This window comes from Cryobacterium sp. Y82 (genome assembly GCF_002929495.1).
Classification (GTDB): Bacteria; Actinomycetota; Actinomycetes; order Actinomycetales; family Microbacteriaceae; genus Cryobacterium; species Cryobacterium serini.
This window is the reverse complement of record NZ_PJJJ01000033.1, coordinates 136,506-151,989: the sequence shown is the minus strand read 5'-3', so window position 1 is coordinate 151,989 and position 15,484 is coordinate 136,506. Positions and strand designations below refer to the sequence as shown.

At 64.1% G+C, this 15,484-nt stretch carries 13 protein-coding genes; 8 read left to right on the top strand and 5 right to left on the bottom strand.

All coding sequences use genetic code 11. The features are described 5' to 3' along the window. The first annotated feature begins 133 nt into the window (after positions 1–133). Genes CXY70_RS10560 through CXY70_RS10535 form a run of 6 tightly spaced genes read left to right on the top strand, consistent with a single transcriptional unit; the run spans position 134 to position 7,212 of the window. A complete protein-coding gene (locus tag CXY70_RS10560) occupies positions 134–619 on the top strand; it encodes an NADH-quinone oxidoreductase subunit B family protein (RefSeq protein ID WP_104192320.1) in 486 nt (161 codons plus the stop codon). Beyond that, positions 616–2,628: a proton-conducting transporter membrane subunit gene (locus CXY70_RS10555; protein ID WP_104192319.1), complete on the top strand. Its 2,013-nt coding sequence runs from the start codon at positions 616–618 to the stop codon at positions 2,626–2,628. The genes CXY70_RS10560 and CXY70_RS10555 overlap by 4 nt, the downstream gene beginning before the upstream one ends. Next, the gene (locus tag CXY70_RS10550; RefSeq protein ID WP_104192318.1) at positions 2,625–3,566 is read left to right on the top strand and encodes a respiratory chain complex I subunit 1 family protein; all 942 of its coding nucleotides are present in this window, start codon (positions 2,625–2,627) and stop codon (positions 3,564–3,566) included. The genes CXY70_RS10555 and CXY70_RS10550 overlap by 4 nt, the downstream gene beginning before the upstream one ends. A gap of 9 nt (positions 3,567–3,575) precedes the next feature. Continuing rightward, a complete protein-coding gene (locus tag CXY70_RS10545) occupies positions 3,576–4,235 on the top strand; it encodes a hypothetical protein (protein ID WP_104192317.1) in 660 nt (219 codons plus the stop codon). Beyond that, positions 4,235–5,683, top strand: coding sequence for a proton-conducting transporter membrane subunit (locus tag CXY70_RS10540; protein WP_104192316.1), 1,449 nt, complete (start codon positions 4,235–4,237; stop codon positions 5,681–5,683). Before CXY70_RS10545 ends, CXY70_RS10540 begins: the two co-directional genes overlap by 1 nt. Further along, a complete protein-coding gene (locus CXY70_RS10535) occupies positions 5,683–7,212 on the top strand; it encodes an NADH-quinone oxidoreductase subunit C (protein WP_104192315.1) in 1,530 nt (509 codons plus the stop codon). The genes CXY70_RS10540 and CXY70_RS10535 overlap by 1 nt, the downstream gene beginning before the upstream one ends. A 15-nt stretch (positions 7,213–7,227) precedes the next feature. Here the strand turns inward: CXY70_RS10535 and CXY70_RS10530 are convergent, their stop codons facing one another. The 3 genes from CXY70_RS10530 to CXY70_RS10520 form a co-directional block, all read right to left on the bottom strand. After that, positions 7,228–7,584: a helix-turn-helix transcriptional regulator gene (locus CXY70_RS10530; RefSeq protein WP_104192314.1), complete on the bottom strand. Its 357-nt coding sequence runs from the start codon at positions 7,582–7,584 to the stop codon at positions 7,228–7,230. A gap of 60 nt (positions 7,585–7,644) precedes the next feature. Beyond that, a complete protein-coding gene (locus CXY70_RS10525; protein WP_104192313.1) occupies positions 7,645–8,505 on the bottom strand; it encodes an SGNH/GDSL hydrolase family protein in 861 nt (286 codons plus the stop codon). Positions 8,506–8,659: 154 nt separating this feature from the next. Further along, positions 8,660–10,948: a polyribonucleotide nucleotidyltransferase gene (locus CXY70_RS10520; RefSeq protein WP_104192312.1), complete on the bottom strand. Its 2,289-nt coding sequence runs from the start codon at positions 10,946–10,948 to the stop codon at positions 8,660–8,662. A gap of 155 nt (positions 10,949–11,103) precedes the next feature. Here CXY70_RS10520 and CXY70_RS10515 point away from each other — a divergent pair, with 155 nt between their 5' ends. Further along, positions 11,104–12,864 (top strand): glycoside hydrolase family 88 protein, encoded by a 1,761-nt coding sequence (locus CXY70_RS10515; RefSeq protein ID WP_104192311.1) that lies wholly within the window; start codon positions 11,104–11,106, stop codon positions 12,862–12,864. Between the two features lie 115 nt (positions 12,865–12,979). On the opposite strand, the gene CXY70_RS10510 is transcribed toward CXY70_RS10515, so the two are convergent. Both CXY70_RS10510 and rpsO read right to left on the bottom strand, forming a co-directional pair. After that, positions 12,980–14,506: an amino acid permease gene (locus tag CXY70_RS10510; RefSeq protein ID WP_104192310.1), complete on the bottom strand. Its 1,527-nt coding sequence runs from the start codon at positions 14,504–14,506 to the stop codon at positions 12,980–12,982. Between the two features lie 169 nt (positions 14,507–14,675). Continuing rightward, positions 14,676–14,945 (bottom strand): 30S ribosomal protein S15, encoded by a 270-nt coding sequence (gene rpsO / locus CXY70_RS10505; protein WP_092112143.1) that lies wholly within the window; start codon positions 14,943–14,945, stop codon positions 14,676–14,678. 205 nt (positions 14,946–15,150) lie between these two features. Between rpsO and CXY70_RS10500 the strand changes: the two genes are divergently transcribed. Next, positions 15,151–15,483, top strand: a complete 333-nt coding sequence (locus tag CXY70_RS10500; RefSeq protein ID WP_233205886.1) for an ATP-dependent DNA ligase — start codon at positions 15,151–15,153, stop codon at positions 15,481–15,483. Position 15,484 lies beyond the last annotated feature (1 nt).

Here is a 15,484-nt window from a genome sequence, read left to right as displayed (position 1 = left end):
AGTTATCTGCGCTGGTAGTCTTGCACTCAACCAGACGCACCGCGCCATCCGTCGCCTGCCCAACATCTTCGACTTTCGCGTTCCCCAGAGAAGGCAGCAGTGTCGTGAACATGCATGCACGCCGGGGACTTGTATGAGTTTCCTGCGATTGGCCACCCTCATTCGGCACGGCTCACGCATTGCCGAACCGGCGCCGCCTGGCCCGCCGCTGTTTGCAGGGGCTTCGGTCTTTGGTGGCAGCGTGCAGGTGCGTTTCATCAATGCCGGTGGCTGCAACGACTGCGCACTCGAGGTGGCTGCCGCATTCGGCCCCGTCTACGACGTGGAACGCTATGGCGTGCGCCTGGTTCCCTCGCCGCGGCACGCCGACGTGCTGCTCATCGTCGGCAGCGTGACCCGCAATATGGCTCAGCCGATGCTGCGCACCATCGAGGCCACCCCCACGCCCCGGTTCGTGATCGCGGTCGGTGATTGCGCCCTGCATGGCGGCGTCTTCCGCGATGGCTACGGCATCAGCGGGCCCGTTTCCGATTTCGTGCACGTTGATATCGAGGTACCGGGGAGCCCGCCAGAGCCGACTGATATTGTGCGCGCCCTGCGCCGGATGACCGGCCGATGACCGGTATGGAAGCAGGATTGCTCCTGCAACTCGGCCTCGGCGCACTGGCCGTGGTGACCGCTCTGACGGCGGCACCGTCTCTGCGATCGCGGGCGGGCGGCATCCTCTGCGCCCTCATCGCGGTCACCGGCTTTCTGACCGGCCTCGGGGCCATGCTCGGCGGCACCGGTAGCCTGCGCATTTCGATCACCCTGCCGATGGACCCGCTCGTATTGGCCCCCGACCGCCTCGGTGGCCTGTTCATGCTCATCGTCTCTGGTGTGGGCATTCTCGTCTCGCTCTACTCGATGAGTTCCACCCGCGGACCCGACGCGAGCCGCACCGCCTGGGTTGCCATGCCGATGTTCCTCGTGGGCATGCAGCTGGTGCCGGCCGCGACCGACTCGGTCTCGTTTCTGCTGGCCTGGGAGATCATGACCCTCGGCTCCACCCTGCTGCTGCTGGCTGACCACGCCAGCCGCACGAGGGTCGCCTCGGCCGGAATCTGGTACTCGGCGATGTCGCAGCTGAGTTTCTTCTTCATTCTCGCTGGCTTTGCCGTGCTCGCCGCAGCCTCGGGCGGAACGAGCTTCAGCAGCCTGCAAGCGATCGAACCGGGGCCTGCGAACGTGGCTTTCGTGCTGTTTTTGCTCGGCTTCGGCGGCAAGGCTGAACTGGTGCCGCTGCACGTCTGGGTACCCAGGGTGCTTCCCGAAGCTCCCAGCCACGTCTCGGCTGCGATGAGTGGCGCGATGGTCAAGATCGGCGTTTACGGCGGTCTGCTGGTGTGCGTTCGGCTGTTGCCCGACGGCCCCGCCTGGTGGGGCATTGCGATCATGGTCGTCGGTGGCGCATCCGCTCTCTATGGCATTCTGCAGGCGTCCGTGTCGAGCGATCTCAAGGTACTGCTGGCCTACTCGACGACCGAAAATATGGGCCTGGTCTTTCTCGGACTCGGCGCGAGCATGCTGCTGCGCGGTTACGACGCGCAAGCGGCAGCGGATGCCGCGCTCGTGGCCGCCCTGCTCCTCGCCGTCAGCCACGCGGCGTTCAAATCGACACTGTTCCTCGGCGCCGGCGCCATCATCCACGCCACCGGCGAACGCAACCTCGACCGGCTCGGCGGGCTCGGCGCCCGCATGCCCGTCACCGCCACGGCTTTCGGGATTGCCAGCCTCGGCGCCGCCGCGATCCCCATCACGAGCGGCTTCGTCGCCGAGTGGATGCTGCTCCAATCACTCATTCACGGCGGTCGCCTTGACGGGGCGGTCGTCTCGGTCGCAGCATCCGTTGCCATGCCCGTGGCCGTCGCTGTGGTCGCTCTCACCGCCGGCCTCGCCCTGCTCACCTTCGTCAAGGCCTATGGCATCGCCTTCCTGGCTCGACCACGCAGCATCGAAGCAGCGGATGCCCGCGAGGTGCCGCCGCTAATGCAACTCTCGCTCGCCCTCGGCGCCCTTTTCGTGCTCGCCCTCGGACTGCTCCCCGGACCGATTGCCGCGCTCGTCGCGCACACCGTCAGCCCGAACCCGGACGCCGCCGTGCAGTCCGTCGGCCTCGGCGGCGTCTCGCTTCCGGGTATCGGGGCGGTACTCGACCCGATCATGCTCGTCGTTTTGTCGGCACTGGTGGCCATTCCCGTGATCGTCTCGATCATCGTGTCGGCCCGTCGGTATCCACATCGCACGGTCGAGCTGCCCTGGGGTGGTGGCGGCTCCCGGGCACGGCCGCGTATGCAGTACACGGCAACCTCCTACGCGGAGCCGCTCATGCGGGTCTTCGACGACGTGCTCAAGCCGTCACGCGACGTGCAGGTCACCCACGTGGCCGAGTCCCGATATTTGGTGGAGCGGGTGCGGGTGGAACAGCGCGTCTCGGACGTCTTCGAAACCCGGCTATATCGACCGGTGCTCAACCTAATCCAGCGCTACGGAATCGTCGTGCGCCACGTCGCCAACGGCAGCATCCACCGCTACCTGTCCTATTCTTTCGTTGCTCTTCTCATCGTGCTGATTGTGGTCTCGCTATGAACGCCATCATCATCGCCTTCGTGCAGGTCGTTCTGTTCATCTTCCTCGCCCCGGTGTTGATCGGGGTCATCCGCCAGGTGCGGGCCACGATCGAAGGCCGGGCCGGGGTGGGAATCTGGCAGCCGTGGCGCGACGTGCGCAAGTTGTTGGCAAAAAACCCGGTGCGAGCCACCGACAGCAGCTGGATGCTGCGGGCAGGCCCGGTCGCTTTGGTCGTGTCCAGCCTGCTGCTGTGCGTGCTGCTGCCGTTGGTGGGCACCATTCCCTTCGCACTTGTTCCCAGCGACCTGTTCGTCATCGTCTCCGTCATGTTGATCGGCGTCGTGGCCCTCGCGCTCGTCGGCCTGGACGGCGGAACAGCCTTCGGTGGCATGGGCTCCAGTCGGCACATGACGGTCGCGGCGCTCGTTGAACCAACCCTGCTGCTCTCGATTTACGCTTTTTCAATCCCGGCTGGAACCAGCACCCTGTCGGTCATCGTTGAAACCCGGCTGCTCTCCCCCGAGGTCATCATTTCGCCGGTCAGCGTGCTGGCCCTCGTCGCCCTGTCGATCGCGATCATGGCCGAGACCGCCCGCCTTCCCATCGATAATCCGGGCACCCATCTTGAGGTGACCATGCTGCACGAGGCGATGATCCTCGAAGCAAGCGGACGCGACCTGGCCTGGCTCGAAGTCGGCTCCTGGCTGAAGCTGGCCGCCCTGCTCGGCCTGGTCAGCAACCTGGCGGTGCCGTGGGGCATCGTGACGGATTTCAGCGCCATCGGCCTGGCTGTCGGCGTCGTCAGCATCACCGTCAAGGTGCTCCTACTCGGCGTGCTGCTAAGTGTCGGCGAGGTCTTTCTGGCCAAGGTGCGTCTGTTCCAAGTGCCGGAGCTGCTCGCGGGCTCGTTCGCCCTCGCCTTCCTCGCCGTCACCGCCTCCTACCTGGTCGCCTGAGGAGCATTCGTGTTTGAGAACATCTACCCCCAACTCATCGGCCTGTGCGCTGGCGCCCTGCTGCTCACGAGCGCGCTCATGGTCTGGCGACACTCCCTGCTCGCATCGATTCGACTACTCGCGCTACAGGGCATCGCCCTCGCAGCTCTCGTGGCGGTCATTGGGATTGCCGAGGGCGAGTCTGAGCTGGTCATCGTGTCCCTGCTCATTCTCTCGGTCAAGGGCCTCGGCCTTCCCTGGGTGCTCGCCCACCAATCCAAGGCAGCAATCAAGCAAATTCAAGAATCGCCCCGGCTCAACCCGACCGCGGCGCTCCTGACGGTCACCCTGCTGACCATCCTGAGCTATGTCGTCGTAAGTCGTGTCTTCGGTCTCGGCGACAGCAGCACCGGCCACGCCGCCCCGATCGGCCTCGCCATGGTGCTCATCGGGTTTCTGCTGCTCATCAGTCGACGCCGTGCCCGATCACAGCTCATTGGTTTTCTCGTGCTCGACAACGGCATCGCCACCCTTACGTTTCTGACCAGCGGCGGGGTACCGATTCTGCTTGAATTCGCTTTCTCCCTCGACGTTTTGCTGGTGGTGCTTATTCTGCATGTATTCGCGGGCCGTATGCGCAACAAGTTCGGCGGCACGGCCGTCGATCAGCTTAGGGAGTTGCACGATTGATGACGATAATATTGTGGATTCCGTTGGTCGCACCGCTCGCCCTCGCCGGGCTCAGCCTGCTCCTTGGCCCCTCAGCGCTGCGCCGTTTCGTCGGCGTCGCCGCGTCGAGCGCTGTCCTGATCTCTGGCCTGCTGCTGGTCAGTGCCGTGCTGAACGGTGCCGTGCCCGAAAGCGGCGGCGGCTTGCTGCGCGCCGACGCCCTCTCGGCCTACATGATCAGCGTCGTCGGAGCGGTCGGCCTCATTGCGACCTGGGGCGGGCTCAGCAGCGCCGCATCGAGCCGCACGAAAGTCGCCGCCAGCTATGAGGCCCTCATCGCCCTGTTCCTGGCGGCCATGTCCCTCGCCGTCCTCGCCGACAGCATCGGCCTGATGTGGGCCGCCGTCGAGGCCACCACCATCGCCACCGCCTTCCTCGTGGGTCACCACCGAACCGGTCGCTCCCTCGAGGCAGCCTGGAAGTACGTCATCCTCGGTTCGGTCGGCGTGGCCATCGCCCTGCTGGGCATCGGCTTCATCTACGCCGCGTCCGTCGGCACCGACACCCCGACGCTGTCCTGGCTGCTGCTCAGTCAGTCAAACCTCGGCCTCGACCCGGCACTCATCACCGCCGGCGGCGCCCTCGCGGTGCTCGGTTTCGCGACCAAGGCCGGCCTCGCCCCGATGCACAGCTGGCTGCCGGACGCCCACAGCCAGGCGCCGGCGCCGGTCTCCGGCCTCATGTCGGGAGTTCTGCTCTCGGTCGCTCTCTACGCCATCCTGCGCATCCAGTCGATCACCAACCTCGTGATCGGCCCGGAGTTTCTGCGCACCATGCTCAGCATCGGCGGCTTGCTCTCGCTGCTCGTGGCCGCGTCGCTGCTCATCCGCCAACGCGATTACAAACGGATGCTCGCCTACTCCAGCATCGAACACATGGGCCTGATGGCCATCGGGGTCGCCATCGGGCCTGCCGCGCTCCCCTCGGTGCTGTTGTACGTTCTCGGTCACGGCCTGATCAAGGCGACCCTGTTCGTGATCTCCGGGCGCATCCTTAAGATCGAGGGCACCCCGGTGATCTCCGACGTGCGCGCCCTGCTGGTGCGACGGCCCGGCCTCGCCGTGCCGTGGCTTATCGCGATGGCAGCCATCGTCGGCTTTCCCCCGTTCAGCATCTTCTTCTCCGAGGTCGGCATCATCATGGCCGGCTGGTCGGCGGGCCTCGGCGGCGTAGTCGGAGCGGCCCTGGTGCTGCTGCTCGTGATCTTTGCCGCATTTACCCGCCTGACCGTTCAGATGACCCTTGGCGGTCCCGCGAAAGACGTTGCGTTCACTCCCGACTACTCGGCCCACGGCCCCCGCCTGCCGATCATTTTGGCCCTGGCGGCAACGGCGACGGTCGCGTTCGTCGCCGAACCGGTCGGCACTCTTTTGCTGCAGGCCACAGCCGTTCTGGGAGGTAGCAACTAATGCGTGATGAACGAACGCCGCAAGACCTGGCCGCCGATAACCTGGCGTCTGATCGAACCGAACTGCGAAAACTGGCCCGCTCCCAACTACCGAGCGCTGCCGCCGCACTGCTGGATGCCGGTAGCCGACTGGCCCTCGTCGCCTGCCACGAGGCCGACGACGACTTTCGCATCGTTTACTCCTTCGTCGGAGCCACCCCGTCACTGCGCGCAGATCTCTCGGTCAGAGTGCCGCGGAACGACGCCTGGATTCCCAGCCTCGCCGAAATATCCCTGTCAGCAGGCAACTTCGAACGCGAAATTCGGGACCTCTACGGTGTCGTTCCCCGCAATCACCCGCAGCCCCACCGGCTGGTGCGCCACGGCCACTGGCCGCGCGGCTGGTACCCGATGCTGCGCGCCAACGCCGTCGTGCCCGAGTTCGAGCCTGACGTTGAGTCGTTTCCGTTCGTGCCGGTGGAAGGCCCCGGTGTCTACGAGATCGCGGTCGGCCCGATCCACGCCGGCATCATCGAGCCCGGTCACTTTCGGTTCTCGGTGGTCGGTGAGACCATCGTGCGCATGGAAGCCCGCCAGTGGTACCTGCACCGCGGTGTCGAGAAGGTGTTCGAGGGCAAGACCGCTGCCGAGGGCGTGCTTTTGGCCGAACAGATCAGCGGTGACACCGCCGTCGGCCACTCCCTCGCCTTTGTCATGGCGGTCGAGCAGGCAGCCGGTATAGACGTCTCCGAGCCCGACCGGTTACTGCGTGCGCTGCTGCTGGAACTTGAACGTCTTTACAACCATGTGACCGACCTCGGCTCGCTCGCCAATGACGTAGGCTTCGGCATCATCGACGCGCACGCGCAGGGCCTGCGTGAGCAGCTGATGCGAATCAACAAGTCGGTCACCGGACATCGTCTGCTGCGCGGTGCCCTCAGCGTCGGTGGCACGCGCGTGACCACGCTCCCCGCTGCAGCCGACCTCGCCAGAGTGAGCGCAGCCATGGCCGAACTGGTCGGCATTACTCTCGGCCACGCCATCGTTCGCGGTCGCTTCACCGGAACAGCCCGGTTGTCCAAAGCCCAGGCCACCACGATTGGAACACTCGGCTATGTCGCCCGCGCGTCGGGTATCACTTCCGACGCGCGCTCCGAGCATCCGTTCGTCAGCCTCGGCGAGGTCTTTCACGTCGTCACTGAAGAGGGCGGCGACGTTCTGGCCCGGTACACCGTGCGCGCGCGTGAGCTTGAGGTGTCGACCGCCGTCGTACTTGACCTGCTGCGACGTCTGCGGGGTCACACCGGTACCGCGTTCAGTGTGAACCCGACCTCGACCGGCACCGGCTTGGCCCTCGTGGAAGCCTGGCGGGGTACAACGACGCACCGCGTCGAACTCGCCGCCGACGGCACACTCAGCCGGGTGAAAATCGTCGACCCGTCGTTTCTGAACTGGCCCGCGGTGCCGCATGCCCTGTCGGAGACGATCGTTCCCGACTTTCCGCTCGCAAACAAGAGTTTCAACCTCTCATACGCGGGAAACGACCTGTAGCCAGGCTGACGGCGCCTAGCCGGCTGTGGGCGAGGACTGCTCCGTTTCGAGGTGGCGGAGCAGAGTGTGCGAGTCGGTCAGGTTGGCCAGCACCATACGCTTGGCTGCAGCCAGCAGCTCAATCGAGCTTGCATCTCGCAGGGCATAGAAAATGGAGTTGCCCTCCCGGCGTGTCACCACCACTCCGGCCCGACGCAGAACGCCAAGCTGCTGTGACAGATTGGACAGCTCGCAACCGAGCGCCTCGGCTAAACTACCGACCGAGCGTTCACCGGAAACGAGCTGTTCCAGAACCTGCACGCGCAACGGATGTCCGAGCGACTTGAACAAGTCAGACTTCAATTGGGCGACGGATAGACCAGAGGAGAGCACCGGTTTAGTATATCGCTACCTTATGATTCTTTCAACTAGATAGCGTGTGACGCGTCGCGCTTACCGGCGCAGCAGCCCATCGTTGAGGAGGGCACGCGCGTAGCCGAGACTGTTACCTAATGCGTTCGGGTGAAAATTCGCCAGGGCAAACGGGTTCAGCGCATCAAACGCGAAGAACGGTATGCGTGACCCGATGCCGTGCCCGGCGAATTCCTGCGACGCATCAACAAAGCGGATACGCGGAGTGTCCATCGCCTCGACGGAGCCTTTGATAACGAGGTTCAGCGCGTCGGTCGCGCCATTGAGCACAGTGCCCAGCGCAGAAAATCCCGGCTTGAACTGGCGCGGATAGCTTAACACCGCGATCTTCGCCTGCGGCAGCGCCGCTGCCACGAGCCCGTAGGTTTCCGCGAGCCTGGGAGCCAGAACATTGAGCTGAGCCACGCTTTTGCTGATGGCGTCAGTACAGATCACGTTGGCGGGGTCGGGGGCGCAAGCAGCCAACACCACGTTGGAGCCGGCGTCGATGCCGCCAACGGTCAACGTGACCAGCGCGGTACCGGGGCTGACGCCGAGGAGCTGGCCGGAGACATCCCCGATAGCGGCGCCGGAACAGGCGTTGTTCGACGAAAGTTTATAGGAGCTGACCAGGGCGGAGAAGATAGGGTAACTGGCCCGCGTGGAGCGCAGGCAGTTGGTACCGTCGAGAATGTACGGCGGGGCACCCTGGCCTGAGGTGAACGAGTCGCCGAGGGCGACGTATCCAGCAGCGGATGCCGCGGCTGGGGCTGGGGCTGAGCGAGCGGTGTCCGTCTGCGCGAGTGCCGGAGCACTCACTGCGCCCGCCAGCAGGGCAGAAGTGACCAGGGCGACCGCGCCAATGCGTGGCAGGAATCCTGAATTCATCCGTTTATTTGTCATGCCGCGAACGTAGGCCCGGATATCGGGCGCGACAAGGCGTGCGTGCGCTGCGGTTTGCGCTCCAGAAGCGAAAAGGCCCGCACTGCAAGCAGTGCGGGCCTTCCGTCTACCCGACCGACCTGGCGAGAGGTGATCGGGAGAACTTTAGGACAGGCTAGACCTCGGTAGAAGCGTCTGCGCTGTCGGAAGCCGCAGCGCGACCTTCGGTGTCAGCAGCCTCTTCGAGCACCGGAGCGAGCGACAGCTTGCCACGGTCATCAATCTTCGTGATTTCCACGAGAACCTTCTGGCCGACGCCAAGCACGTCTTCGACGTTCTCGACGCGCTTACCACCGGCAAGTTTACGCACCTCGGAGATGTGCAGCAGACCATCCTTGCCCGGAAGCAGCGAAACGAAGGCACCGAACGCGGCGATCTTGACGACGGTTCCGAGGAACTGTTCGCCGACCTCGGGGTTGGTTGGGTTCGCGATGGCGTTGACCTGGGCGCGAGCGGCCTCGGCCGACGGTCCGTCAACGGCGCCGATGTACACGGTGCCGTCTTCCTCGATCGAGATGTCGGCACCGGTGGTGTCCTGGATCGAGTTGATGGTCTTGCCCTTCGGGCCGATCAGCTCGCCGATCTTGTCGACGGGGATCTGCACGCTGATGACGCGGGGCGCGGTGGGCGCCATCTCGTCGGGAGCGTCAATCGCCGCGTTGAGCACGGAGAGGATCGTGGTGCGGGCGTCTTTCGCCTGCGTCAGCGCGCCAGCCAAAACGGAGGCGGGGATGCCATCGAGCTTGGTGTCGAGCTGGATCGCGGTGATGAATTCGCTCGTGCCGGCCACCTTGAAGTCCATGTCGCCGAGAGCGTCTTCGGCGCCGAGGATGTCGGTGAGGGCCGCATAGCGGGTCTGGCCGTCAACGGTGTCGCTGATCAGGCCCATGGCGATGCCGGCGACGGGGGCGCGCAGCGGCACTCCGGCGTTCAGCAGTGACAGGGTGGAGGCGCAAACGGAACCCATCGAGGTGGATCCGTTGGAGCTGAGCGCCTCTGACACCTGACGGATGGCGTACGGGAACTCCTCACGCGTGGGCAGCACGGGAACCAGGGCGCGCTCAGCGAGCGCTCCGTGGCCGATCTCGCGGCGCTTCGGCGTTCCGACGCGACCGGTTTCACCGGTCGAGTAGGGCGGGAAGTTGTAGTTGTGCATGTAGCGCTTTTTGGTGACCGGGTTCAGCGAGTCGATCGACTGCTCGAGCTTGAGCATGTTCAGGGTGGTGACACCCAGGATCTGGGTTTCGCCGCGCTGGAAAATGGCCGAGCCGTGCACGCGCGGGATGACCGCAACCTCGGCGTCGAGCGGACGGATGTCGGCCAGTCCACGACCGTCGATGCGGATGCCCTCGTTGAGCACGCGGGATCGCACGACGAGCTTGGTAACCAACTTGTAGGCCGCATTCACCTGGTTGTTGGCGCTCGCGTCGAGCTCACCGGCGTCGACCTTGGCCGCGATGGCGGTCTTGACGGATGCCTTGAGCGCGTCGTCTGCGTTCTGACGTTCGACCTTGTCGGCGATCGTGTAGACCGTCTTGAGCTGGTCGTAGGACAGGGCGGCGACAGCGTCGTAGGTGGCCGGCTGGTACGGCGGGAACAGCGCGAAGTCGCCGGTCGGCTTGGCGGCAGCGTCGGCTACCTGCTGCTGCGCGAAGACGAGCTGCTTGATGAACGGCTTGGAAGCCTCGATGCCCTGGGCAACGACGGCTTCGTTCGGCGCGATAGCGCCACCCTTGATCAGGTTCCAGGCCGCATCGGTGGCTTCGGCTTCGATCATCATGATCGCGACGTCCTGGACACCGCTGGCATCCGTGACAACGCGACCGGCGACGACCATGCTGAACACCGCGTCGTCCAGTTGCGAGTGCTTCGGGAAGGCAACCCACTGGCCGCCACCGTTCTCGTCGGGGATGAGGGCGACGCGAACGCCACCGATCGGTCCGGAGAACGGCAGGCCCGCGAGCTGGGTCGACATGGAGGCCGCGTTAATCGCGAGCACGTCGTAGAGTTCGTCGGGCTCGATGGCCAGGACGGTGATGACAACCTGGATCTCGTTGCGGAGACCGTCGACGAACGACGGGCGCAGCGGTCGGTCGATCAGGCGGCAGGTGAGGATCGCGTCGGTCGAGGGGCGACCTTCGCGGCGGAAGAAGCTGCCCGGGATACGCCCGGCAGCGTACATACGCTCTTCGACATCGATGGTGAGCGGGAAGAAGTCGAAGTTATCCTTCGGCTGCTTGCTAACGCTCGTGGCGGAGAGCAACATCGTCTCTTCGTCAATGTAAGCAGCGGCAGAACCCTGCGCCTGCTGGGCGAGACGGCCGGTTTCAAAACGGATGGTGCGCTTGCCGTACTTGCCGTTATCGATAACGGTTTCGGCGAACGTGATTTCTGGACCCTCCATGTGGGGGTTTTCTCCTTTAAGTTTGCTTCTCGCCATTCTGGCGACGAAGGCTCGCGTGCCCGTATGACAGGCGAGTTGGACAGGTCGATTCCATAGAATCGGCCCCAATAAGCCTAACAGACCCGCTCGAAGCCACCGGCGCCAGCATTGCCGGAATGGCGACCTCCGAGTACTTTGACACCATGAAAACCGTCCTCGCCTTGCTCTTGACTGTTCTCGTCGTTGTCCTGCCAACCGCGCAGAGCTCGCAGACCGCGCAGGCTGCTCCTGCGGCGCTCCCATCTCGTTCGTCGATCGTGCAGGCCGCGCGCACCGCAACCGACTATTTCTATGCGCACAATGGCGGAGCGACTTCCGACGCCGGTTGGAAATGGGCCCCCTATTTCATGGGGGTAGAGGCCCTCGTTCAGGAAACCAACGATCCGATCTACCGGCAGTGGCTGCAGTCCTGGGGCGCACGGAACAACTGGATCGCCGACGCACCGTCAAGCCCCACGTCCAACCCCGACAGCCGTGCGGCAATCCAGGTCTGGCAGGACTCCGCGAATGTCGGGGTGAATGCGAACCTTGCGCCATCCGACAGGTTCATGGCCGGGGACCTCAGCCTCGCGGCCAATCGGTATTGGTGGATCGACTCGATGTTCATGGGCCTGCCTCTGTGGCCACGCTGGGCTACCCGAACCGGCAAGTCCGCCTATCAAATGAAGCATTCGCAGTTCTATAACTTTCTCAAGAACGACGGCACGACGTCTGTGCGGCCCGGCTGCGTCGCTGACGGGCTGTTTGATGCTGCCGAACAGCTGTGGTGGCGGGATTGCAAGTACGTCGGACAGCGTGATTCGCTCGGCCACAAGGTTATGTGGGCGCGAGGTAACGGCTGGGTGATCGGGGCGATGGCGCGCACGCTGATGGTGTTGCCTCCGGCAGACCCGCAGTACACCGAGTACAAAACCATGCTCCAGACGATGGCTGCCCGGCTGGCCCAGCTCCAGGGATCCGACGGGATGTGGCGCAGCAGCCTGCTCAGCCCGTCACTCTTTCCAGCGCCCGAAACCAGCGCTACGGCGCTCTTCGTCTACGCGATGGCATACGGCATCCGCACCGGCCTACTCGACTCGGCGACCTACCTTCCGGTTATCACGCGCGCTTGGGCCGGACTCAGCACGCTTTCGCTGAAAAGTTCGGGCTTCTTGTCAAACTGCCAGGGCGTCGGGGAAGCCCCGGCCAAACCCAGCACGACGACGTCCATTGCCTACTGCGTTGGTGCGTTCACGTTGGCAGCGTCCGAGGTCGCCCGACTTAGCGGCGTCCTGGCCTCCGACACCTTCGGTCGCACCGTCACCGGCGCCCTGGGATCAGCCGAGCTGGGAGGTTCGTGGACCGCAGCCACCGGCTTCTCCGTGGTACGTGGAGTCGCGCAGTTGACCACGCCGCCGGGAACCACCCGGGCTGCTTACCTGAACGGGGTGTCCAGTCAGGACACCGAGGTGCGCACAACCCTCAACCTCGTGCGACCGACTACCGGGTCCGCCTATGTCGCGGTCATCGGTCGGCGTGTCGGCACCGCGTCCTACGGAGCCAGGGTCGTCGTGGCACCGAGCGGAAGCGTCAAGCTGCAGATTCGGCGCACGAACTCGACCGTGGTGGATCTGATCGTTCCCAGGCTGACCTACGCACCCGGAAATCGACTACAACTTCGATTGCAGGTCACGGGGGCCTCGCCCACGGCGATTCGCGCCAAGGTATGGAAGGTTGGCACGGCCGAACCCAGCACCTGGCAGGTCACCAAGACCGACTCGACGGCCGGCCTGCAATCGGTTGGTTCCATCGGCCTGATGGTCTACTCCGGCAGCAACTCGGTTCCAGCGCCCCTCGTCGTATCCGTCGAGGAGCTCTGGGCCGGATCCACCCGATAACCCAAGTTCGAGTGATCATTCGGATCGCTCGGGCACCGGTGCCCCGATCTGTCCGGTCCATGCCGATCTGCTGCGCCAGGTCGCGCTCGAGCGGAGAACTTGCGACCAATGATCGTCAGTCGACGAGTGTCGACCCGCCTGCAGTGACCCTGGCTGCTTCGGCGGCAGCGGCACGCTGCTTGATGCCGAGTACGGAATGTCGGCGTCCATAGGCGAAGTAGACGATGAAGCCCACGACCAGCCAGACCGCGAAGCGCACCCAGGTGAGGGTCGTCAGGTTCAACATCAGCCAGATGCACAGCACAGCCGAGAGAATCGGCAGCACTGGGGAGAAAGGCACCTTGAAAGCTCGCGGCAGGTCGGGGCGTTTCTTACGCAGCACGACGACCGCGATGCTGACGAGTACGAACGCCGACAGGGTGCCGATATTGATCATTTCTTCGAGCACCCCAACGTCGGTGAGGCCGGCCAGCAAAGCGACGGCGGCACCGGAGATGATCTGAATTCGTGCCGGAGTGCGGCGCTTCTCGCTCGTGACGCTCAGCCAGCGCGGCAGCAGGCCGTCGCGACTCATCGCGAACAGCACGCGAGAGAGGCCGAGCAGCAGCACCATGATCACCGTCGTGAGGCCGACCAGGATTCCGATCGAAATGATCTGGGCAGCCCAGCCGGCGCCGACAGCGACGAAAGCGGTGGCGAGTGACGCGTTCGGATCGCCGGCAAGCACGGTGTACGGCACCATCCCGGTGAGCACCAGGCTCACGCCGAGATACAGCACCGTGACGATGGCCAGTCCGGCAAAGATGCCTCTTGGCAGGGTTTTCTGCGGGTTCTTGACCTCTTCGGCGCTCGTAGCAACGACGTCGAACCCGATGAACGCGAAGAACACGAGGGATGCGCCGGCTAGCAAACCGAACAAGCCGTACTGTGCGGGGGCCGCACCGGTCATGAAGGAGAACAGTGACTGCATCCAGACGTCACCGTCTCCGCCCTCACTGGGTACCGCGGCGGGGATGAACGGGGTGTAGTTCTTCGGGCTGATGAAGAATGCCCCGACGACGATGACGAAGACGACGATGGCGACCTTGATGATCGTGAAGACGCTGGCGACCCGGGCGGAGAGCTGGGTGCCGAGCACGAGCAAGGCGGTGAAGACGGCGACGATGACGAAGGCGCCCCAGCTGACGTCCAGGCCAAGCACCTCGATGGTGGCGGGAACGTTCCAGCCGGCCAGGTCGAAGACGGTGCTGAGGTAGATGCCCCAGTATTTGGCGATCACGGCGGACGCGGTCAGCATCTCGAGGATGAGGTCCCAGCCGATGATCCAGGCCAGCAGCTCACCGAGAGTCGCATAGGTGAAGGTGTACGCAGAACCAGCGACGGGGACGGCAGAGGCAAACTCGGCGTAGCACATGATCGCGAGCGCGCAGGTGAAAGCGGCCAGCAGAAAAGCAAGCGTCACCGACGGTCCGGCATAACTGCCGGCAGCCTTTGCCCCTACGGAAAAAATTCCCGCACCTACAGCCACGGCGACACCCATGATCATGAGGTCCCAGGTACCGAGGGTGCGTTTAAGGCTGTGACCCTTCTCCAGCGAGTCTGCTATCGAATCTTCAATACTCTTGGTGCGCAAGAGACTCATGCGTAGTGATATCCGTTCGTTATTGCCAACCCTCATGCTAGCAACCCCGTTCTCACCCGTTCGGTGTCTCCCTCGAGATAACCCGGTACGCAGAACGGGCCGCCACCCGAAGGCGACGACCCGTTGTGAAGAAGTTCGCGTTGTCAACGCTGCCTTCGCTACAAGTAGATTAGCGACGCAGGCCGAGGCTGCCGATCAGTGTGCGGTATCGAGTGATGTCGATGTCCGACAGGTAACCGAGCAGACGGCGACGCTGACCAACCATGAGAAGCAGACCACGACGTGAGTGGTGGTCGTGCTTGTGCTCTTTCAGGTGTTCCGTGAGGTCAAGAATGCGCTGCGTGAGCATTGCAATCTGAACTTCCGGGGACCCGGTGTCGCCTGGGTGGGTAGCGTACTTTTCGATGATCGCCTTCTTAGCATCTGGTTCGAGTGCCATAAAGTGGGATCCCCTTTCTCTCACTGCGCGGTGCCCTTGGCCAATTGCCTGAGCTCTCTTTATCCGCGGCCGTTGAACGGCAACCTTCATACTTTAGCAGAGTGTGCGACCGACGCGGCCCCCCAGCGGGAATTCGCCGCAACGAGCCGGACTGACCTCGCCCGGCTACCGCTACAGTGGTGGAATAATCGAGGAGGTGCATGTATTGGGTACATTGCTTTACGGCAATCCGGGCATCGTGATCACCTTCGACGATCGCGCCCTCATGCACCTGCAGATCGTGATCAGCACCAAGCTGCGTCGACGCGAAAGTTTCGTCTTCACCTGGACGGATTCTGTCGGTGAGGGCAGCGGCCGCAGTGCCATCTGGCTCGACCCGACGAGCACGCTCTACTACCGGTATTTCGGCAGCCGAATCCCGACGATCAATCGTGAATGGATCGAAACGCTCATGCTTTCGGCCAATAGTGCCGGAGGCCTGGTTTTCATCGCCGAACCCGAGCCGGCGGCGCCCACCCCCGTGAAAACACGTCGCTAGC